Source organism: Rhodopirellula sp. JB055 (assembly GCF_043100905.1).
Lineage (GTDB): Bacteria > Planctomycetota > Planctomycetia > Pirellulales > Pirellulaceae > Rhodopirellula.
Genome location: NZ_JBICHO010000142.1, coordinates 1 through 6,429, shown reverse-complemented (window position 1 = coordinate 6,429; position 6,429 = coordinate 1). Strand labels below are relative to the sequence as shown.

The window sequence follows — 6,429 nt, the reverse complement described above, 5'->3', positions numbered from 1 at the left end:
ATTAGGTATAAAACCTGTACTTTTGCCCAAAAAAGGGCGCAAATTATAATACAACACAGTGCACAATACCATGATTATTTTATCAAGGTATTGTGCACTGATTATGTGAGTCAATTAACGTCGGATCTTGGATGAAGATCGGCGATAATTTTTAATATCTGATTTTTTCAACACAGATTCATATTGTTGTGAAACCAGATGATTTTGTAACTGGGCCATTGAGTCCATGGCAACCACCACAACAATCAATAAGCCGGTTCCGCCAATGGCAAAAGGTACCGCCAGGGCTGAATTCAATATATCCGGTAACAAACAGACACCCAACAAATACATGGAACCCCACAGCGTTACACGATTGAGTACACCATCTAAATAGTTGGCGGTTTGTTTACCGGGACGAATACCGGGAATGACCGCGCTCTGACGTTTCAAATTATCCGCTGTTTCATCCGAATTAAAGGTTAAAGCGGTATAAAAATAAGTAAAGAACACAATCAAAGCACCGTAAAACACCAGATACAGGGTGTTACCCGGGGATAACTGCTGCGATAAGTCAGTCAGCCATTCAAAGCCTTCATTCTGACCGGCAAAACTGGCAATGGTGCCGGGAAATAATACCAATGACGACGCAAAAATAGGCGGTATCACACCGGACATATTAATTTTCATCGGCAAATAAGAGGTCTGTGCCTGTGTTGCCTGACGTCCGCCGCGTCTGGCAAACTGCATGGTAACCCGGCGTTGACCGCGTTCCACAAACACAATAAAGGTGGTTAAACCCAAAGCCAGTGCCAATAAGAAAATAGCGGTTAAAGCATTGAGCTGGCCTTCACTGACCATCTGGAACACAGAAAACACGGCGCTTGGTAAATTCACCACAATACCGGCGAAAATAATCAGCGATATACCATTGCCGATACCCCGTTCGGTAATTTGTTCACCCAGCCACATCAGGAACACAGTTCCCGTTGTCATGACCAACACGGCCACAATCTGCCAGCCAAAGAACAGTTGTTCGTTCGCGTTCATGAAGTTCGGGTTGATGCTGCTTTGGCCGTTGGCACCTGCCATCAGCATGAACTTCAGGTACATGTAACTCTGAACCAGGCAGATCACCACCGTCAGGTAACGAGTGTATTCATTGAGCTTTTTGCGACCTGCTTCGCCTTCCTTTTTCAGTTCCTCGAGCGGTTTGTAAACGCTGCCGAGCAACTGGAAAATGATCGAGGCCGAGATGTACGGCATGATACCAAGCCCGAAGATCGTTGCTTGACGCAGATCGCTGGCTGCGAAAACGCTGACCTTTTCGAAGAAATCAGCAGCACCGCCTCCGGCGCCACTGTCCAAGTTTGTCGCGATCATCGGCAACGGGATGTGGAACCCGATCCGGTAGATGGCAAGCAACCCGATTGTCAGCATGACCTTCTTGCGAAGCTCAGGGATCGAGAAAATGATTCGCAGCTTTTCAAACATCGATCCGTCCGTCGTCGATCGTGCAGGGTGAATTTGCAGCGTCTCGCCAACAGAAATGGCAAGCACGCACAGGGTGTTCAGTTAGGACGAAGAGAAATTCTCAACGTCAAGTCAATCAAACTAGCAACCAAATCCAATTCGCGGAAGAACGATTGCCACGAAGGCTTCGATCTGACGCCAGTTCTATGAAAACAGGCCCGACGAGATCGCCAAGGCCTGTTGTTGATTCAGTTGAAAGGAGAGTTGCGACGTCATCTGGTCGCATGCTCAGCCTACTACTTTTCGCTCTTCAACGCCGCGACGCGTTCATCAGGCGTGCGTTTGGGAGCCAACTTTTCAGCGGTTCCGCCAGCAGCAGTGATCTTTTCCTCTGCTGACTTGCTGAAGCGGTGAGCTTGAACCGTGAGTTTCTTGGAGATTTCACCGTCGCCGAGAACCTTCAGTTCGTCAAAGTTGCCTTTGGCGAGGTTCTTGGCAGCGAGTGCTTCCAAGGTCACAGTTTCGCCATCGTTGAAAGCTTCGTTCAGCTTGCCAACGTTGACGGCGAAGATGGTCAACGCCCAGCGGTTGTTGAAACCACGCTTTGGAACGCGACGGAACATTGGCATCGCACCACCCTGGAAGTTGGGTTTGCGACTGTAACCGCTGCGGCTCTTGTGTCCCTTGTGCCCACGACCCGACGTTTTGCCGGTGCCGCTACCAGGACCACGACCGATGCGTTTTCGAGGGCGGTGTTTGGTGATACCGCGATGAACGTCGTTGAGTTGCATAGTAGTGATGGAAAGGCTGGGGGCGGGATACTGAACGAAAAGCGTCAGTCATACTGCCCGAGTGTTTGAATGAGTGTCTTTGCCAATGGCATCCAGGGTCGGTCGCAAAGTGGCGATGAGAACTGGTTTAGCCGCTATTGACGGGAGCCAACGACTCTCGTGGTTAGGCTTCGATCAGGTCGTCTGGGTTCAGACCACGCAGAGCCGCGATTTGTTCACGAGTTCGCAATTTGCTCATCGCGTCCAGTGTGGCCTTGACCAAAGTCACTGGGTTATTGGTTCCGTAGGACTTGGTCAGAATGTCGTGGATGCCGCAGGCTTCGCAAACGGCACGGACTGCTTGGCCAGCGATAATACCCGTACCGGCACCGGCTGGAATCAAGAGCACGCGAGCGGCACCGTAACGACCCCAAACTTGGTGAGGAATGCTGCCTTCCACCAACGGGACGTGAATCATACTGCGGGAAGCTTGCTTTTGCGCCTTTTGAACGCTGGGCGGGACTTCGTTGGCTTTGCCGTAGCCCCAGCCAACCTGACCACTGCCGTTTCCGACAACGACCATCGCAGCAAAGCTGAAACGACGACCACCCTTAACGACAGCCGCACAACGTTTGATCTTGACGACACGGTCCAGCAGATCTGCGTCCAGACCTTGCTCTTCGTTCTTGTTGTTGCGTTTGTTTCGTGCGTTGCTCATGGCGGACTATGTTGATTCGTTGCGATGAATGTCGCGGGATGGGAAAATTAAAACTGCAAGCCAGCTTCGCGAGCGGCATCTGCGAATGCTTTGACTCGGCCGTGGTATTTGTTATGACCACGGTCCAGCTTGACGGCTTTGACACCCGCCTCAGCAGCCTTCTCTGCGACCAGCTTACCAATCAATGCGGCGGCGTCACAGTTGCCACCCGCCTTGACCTGTTCGCGGACCGATTTGTCACGTGTGCTGGCACTGAAAATCGTTTTGCCCGCTTGGTCATCCACGACCTGGCAAGCAAAGTGCTTCAGCGTCCGCTGAATGCACAAACGTGGCTGGTCGGCGTTGCCTCGCAACTTGTTGCGAACATGGCGCCGGCGACGCAGGCGTTTGCTTTGGAGTTTTTTATTCTTGTCCATAGTGACGACCCACGATGATCGTTGTGAACGGATGAAATGAATGGGAACAGCGGAGCAACGCCCCGCTCAAATGCGACGGCAAACCTACTTGGTGGCCGACTTACCAGGTTTGATCTTGACTTGTTCGCCTTGGTAACGAATCCCTTTGCCCTTGTATGGCTCAGGTTTCCGGAGCGAACGAATCTCAGCGGCAAATTGGCCGACGCTTTGTTTGTCGCAACCTTGAATCACAACGTGAGTCTGGTCAGGGCAACTGACGGTCAGGTTGGACGGGATCTTGCGATGCAACTCGTTGGCGTAACCGACGCGAAGTTGCAGCGTGTCGCCGCTGATCGATGCCAAGTATCCGACACCGACGATCTCGAGTTTCTTTTCGTAACCTTCTGTCACGCCGACCACCATGTTGGCGATGATCGCACGAGTCAGACCATGAAATTCACGCGATGGACGATCGTCGACATCACGCGAAACGGTGACTTGGTTCGTTTCGCTATCGACCGCTACCGTCACTTCAGGGCGGTGTTTGAACGACAGTTTGCCCTTGGGACCTTCCACCTCGATGTTGCGGTCAGCAATGCTGATCTTCACACCGGCGGGGATCGCGACTGGCTTGTTACCAATGCGGCTCATGGCTGATTACAAATGTACGGGGAAATATGAATGGTTTGGCGAGTTGGATTTCAGCGAGTGGCAATCAAGACACTTCGCAGAGCACTTCGCCGCCGATTTTATCGCGGCGAGCTTCGCGATCGCTGATCACACCTTTGCTGGTGCTAATGATTCGGATTCCCAAACCACCCAGCACGGGTTTGAGTTCTTTGCTCCGGCTGTACAAACGACGGCCAGGCTTGCTGATTCGGCGAATTGACTGGATCACGCGTTCGCCGTTGGGACCGTATTTCAGTTCCAAACGAAGGAAGCCAACAGGCTCTTCTTCCAGCTTCTCTTCTTTCCAGTCCCAAATGAATCCTTCGCGTTTGAGAACATCAGCCACACCACGCTTCACGCGGCTGGCGGGGATGTCCACGAACGGACGCTCAACGCGTACTGCGTTGCGGATTCGGGTGAGCATGTCGGCAATGGGGTCGGTCATCATGGCTGTGGTTTCCCTTTAAATATCCAAGCTCACCAGCTGCTCTTGCGAACACCGGGGATCAACCCAGCGTTTGCGTTTTCACGGAAACAGATTCGGCACAAACCGAATTTGCGGTACACCGAACGTGGACGACCGCAAAATTTGCATCGGTTCTCTTTTCGAGTTGAAAACTTAGGCGTGCGAAGCGCCTTGGCGACCTTGGATTTGCTTGCCACGAAAGGACCTGCGGTGTACGGATCGGGGGAGCGTCTCAAACGAGAGACATGCGACGAATTGAAATAAAACGATGGGGCGGTTCCGGGAGGGGAACCTGATCAGGCCGCACCGGCCTGCTCTTTAGGTTGTTTGAACGGCATTCCGAACAAACGCAGTAGTTCTCGTGCTTCATCATCGGTTTTGGCCGAAGTCACGAAGCTGATGTTCATCCCTTGCGGGCGAACGAATTTGTCGGGGTTGAGTTCTGGGAAAACCAGTTGCTCATTGAGTCCCAGTGTGTAGTTGCCATTTCCGTCGAATGCCTTGCGGCTGATACCGCGAAAGTCACGGACACGAGGGAGAACAATGGAAACCAAACGGTCCAGGAATTCATACATGCGTTGGCGACGCATCGTCACCATGCACCCAATGGGCATTCCCTCACGCAAGCGGAATCCTGCGATGGATTTGCGAGCGATAGTAGTGACAGGCTTTTGGCCGGTGATTTGGGTCATCGAATCGATGGCCAGGTCAAGGACCTTCTTGTCGCCGACTGCGGCACCAACACCCATGTTCATGCTGATCTTCAGCAGACGTGGCACTTGGTGCACGTTTTTGTAGCCGTACTTTTCTGTCAAAGCGGCACGAACGGATTCGTCGTATCGCTGTTGCATTCGTGGAATGTAGCTGGACATGTTAGGCACTGTGCCGCCGAGGAAAAAACGGCCAATAGGGTAATGTGTGTGGTGGAAGTCGTCGATCAGCTAGATGCTTTGGAAGCTTTCGCTGGTGCAATCTGCCCGAGGCTTTGGCCGCTGGCTTTCGCGAAACGCTCTTTACTACCGTCGTCCAGGAATCGAACTCCGATGCGAGTTGGTTTCCCAGTTGATGGATCGACCAACATCACGTTGCTCGCACTCATGGGCATCTCTTTGTTCAAGCGACCACCCTGAGGGTTCTTCTGGCTTTGCCGCACGTGCTTCCACACGCGAGCAGCGCCTTCGACGACAACCTTGTCTTTGTCGCGATCGACTTTCAAAATTTTGCCGCGATGACCTTTGTCAGCACCGGCAATCACAATGACTTCATCGTCAACGCGAAATTTCATGATAGTAACTTTGATCGTAAATTTGTTTTCAAATGGTGGTGGTGTCGGCCGTCAAATCAACCGCCAGGTCGATCACCCGACTCAGACCACCTCGTTGGCCAGGCTGACAATCTTCATGAAGTTGTTTTCACGCAACTCACGAGCAACCGCACCGAAGATGCGAGTTCCGCGAGGGTTACGGTCCTTGTCGACCAACACAACTGCGTTGGAATCGAAGCGGATGTAGCTTCCGTCTGGACGGCGGGTGGGCTGCTTCACACGAACGATCACCGCTCGCACAACAGCCTTCTTCTTCACTTCACTGCCAGGAATCACACTCTTGACGCTGCATACGATCACGTCGCCAACGGTGGCGAAACGACGCCGACTGCCGCCGAGCACCTTGATGCACATGACTTCTCGAGCACCGGTGTTGTCGGCGACATCGAGGCGGGATTCTTGTTGGATCATATCTGTTTACTTCAACGACAAAAACGTTGGACGATTGTGTGGAGGTGGGTGCGATTAAGCGTCCGTGGCGGTCGATTCAACTTCGGGTTCGCCAGCGTGAGCTGCTGCCAAGCCTTCGGCTTCGGCGTTTTTACGAGCAGCACGCAAGGCGACAACGTCAACCGCGGTGCTCTTCTCAAGCACTCGGACCAAACGCCAACGTTTGAGTTTGCTCAACGGTTCTG

General features: G+C 52.6%; 10 protein-coding genes and 1 pseudogene. All 11 read right to left on the bottom strand.

Going from position 1 to position 6,429, the window contains the following annotated elements:
- Positions 1-114: 114 nt before the first annotated feature.
- Positions 115-1,473, bottom strand: coding sequence for a preprotein translocase subunit SecY (gene secY, locus ACF8AM_RS05915; protein WP_392554733.1), 1,359 nt, complete (start codon positions 1,471-1,473; stop codon positions 115-117).
- Between the two features lie 275 nt (positions 1,474-1,748).
- Complete coding sequence (gene rplO / locus ACF8AM_RS05910; protein ID WP_392554731.1) at positions 1,749-2,243, bottom strand: 50S ribosomal protein L15; 495 nt, start codon at positions 2,241-2,243, stop codon at positions 1,749-1,751.
- 163 nt (positions 2,244-2,406) lie between these two features.
- A complete protein-coding gene (gene rpsE, locus ACF8AM_RS05905; protein ID WP_392554730.1) occupies positions 2,407-2,940 on the bottom strand; it encodes a 30S ribosomal protein S5 in 534 nt (177 codons plus the stop codon).
- A gap of 47 nt (positions 2,941-2,987) precedes the next feature.
- Positions 2,988-3,356 (bottom strand): 50S ribosomal protein L18, encoded by a 369-nt coding sequence (gene rplR / locus ACF8AM_RS05900; RefSeq protein WP_047812384.1) that lies wholly within the window; start codon positions 3,354-3,356, stop codon positions 2,988-2,990.
- 84 nt (positions 3,357-3,440) lie between these two features.
- Positions 3,441-3,986: a 50S ribosomal protein L6 gene (gene rplF, locus ACF8AM_RS05895; protein ID WP_392554729.1), complete on the bottom strand. Its 546-nt coding sequence runs from the start codon at positions 3,984-3,986 to the stop codon at positions 3,441-3,443.
- 64 nt (positions 3,987-4,050) lie between these two features.
- A complete protein-coding gene (gene rpsH, locus ACF8AM_RS05890) occupies positions 4,051-4,452 on the bottom strand; it encodes a 30S ribosomal protein S8 (protein ID WP_392554728.1) in 402 nt (133 codons plus the stop codon).
- Positions 4,453-4,481: 29 nt separating this feature from the next.
- Positions 4,482-4,667 carry a type Z 30S ribosomal protein S14 gene (locus ACF8AM_RS05885; RefSeq protein WP_007326809.1) on the bottom strand — a complete coding sequence of 62 codons (186 nt, stop codon included), beginning with the start codon at positions 4,665-4,667 and terminating at the stop codon, positions 4,482-4,484.
- A 99-nt stretch (positions 4,668-4,766) separates the two neighbouring features.
- The gene (rplE, locus tag ACF8AM_RS05880) at positions 4,767-5,330 is read right to left on the bottom strand and encodes a 50S ribosomal protein L5 (RefSeq protein ID WP_392554732.1); all 564 of its coding nucleotides are present in this window, start codon (positions 5,328-5,330) and stop codon (positions 4,767-4,769) included.
- A gap of 77 nt (positions 5,331-5,407) precedes the next feature.
- Positions 5,408-5,755: a 50S ribosomal protein L24 gene (rplX, locus tag ACF8AM_RS05875; RefSeq protein ID WP_392554727.1), complete on the bottom strand. Its 348-nt coding sequence runs from the start codon at positions 5,753-5,755 to the stop codon at positions 5,408-5,410.
- A gap of 81 nt (positions 5,756-5,836) precedes the next feature.
- Positions 5,837-6,205 (bottom strand): 50S ribosomal protein L14, encoded by a 369-nt coding sequence (gene rplN, locus ACF8AM_RS05870; protein WP_007326806.1) that lies wholly within the window; start codon positions 6,203-6,205, stop codon positions 5,837-5,839.
- 54 nt (positions 6,206-6,259) lie between these two features.
- A pseudogene (locus tag ACF8AM_RS05865) lies at positions 6,260-6,429 on the bottom strand (30S ribosomal protein S17); the annotation flags it as partial.

Bases quoted from the DNA above. Each gene is read 5' to 3' on its own strand.
- rpsE (WP_392554730.1), bottom strand. From the start codon at position 2,940: ATGAGCAACGCACGAAACAAACGCAACAACAAGAACGAAGAGCAAGGT.
- secY (WP_392554733.1), bottom strand. From the start codon at position 1,473: ATGTTTGAAAAGCTGCGAATCATTTTCTCGATCCCTGAGCTTCGCAAG.
- rplX (WP_392554727.1), bottom strand. From the start codon at position 5,755: ATGAAATTTCGCGTTGACGATGAAGTCATTGTGATTGCCGGTGCTGAC.
- rpsH (WP_392554728.1), bottom strand. From the start codon at position 4,452: ATGATGACCGACCCCATTGCCGACATGCTCACCCGAATCCGCAACGCA.
- rplN (WP_007326806.1), bottom strand. From the start codon at position 6,205: ATGATCCAACAAGAATCCCGCCTCGATGTCGCCGACAACACCGGTGCT.
- rplR (WP_047812384.1), bottom strand. From the start codon at position 3,356: ATGGACAAGAATAAAAAACTCCAAAGCAAACGCCTGCGTCGCCGGCGC.
- rplO (WP_392554731.1), bottom strand. From the start codon at position 2,243: ATGCAACTCAACGACGTTCATCGCGGTATCACCAAACACCGCCCTCGA.
- rplF (WP_392554729.1), bottom strand. From the start codon at position 3,986: ATGAGCCGCATTGGTAACAAGCCAGTCGCGATCCCCGCCGGTGTGAAG.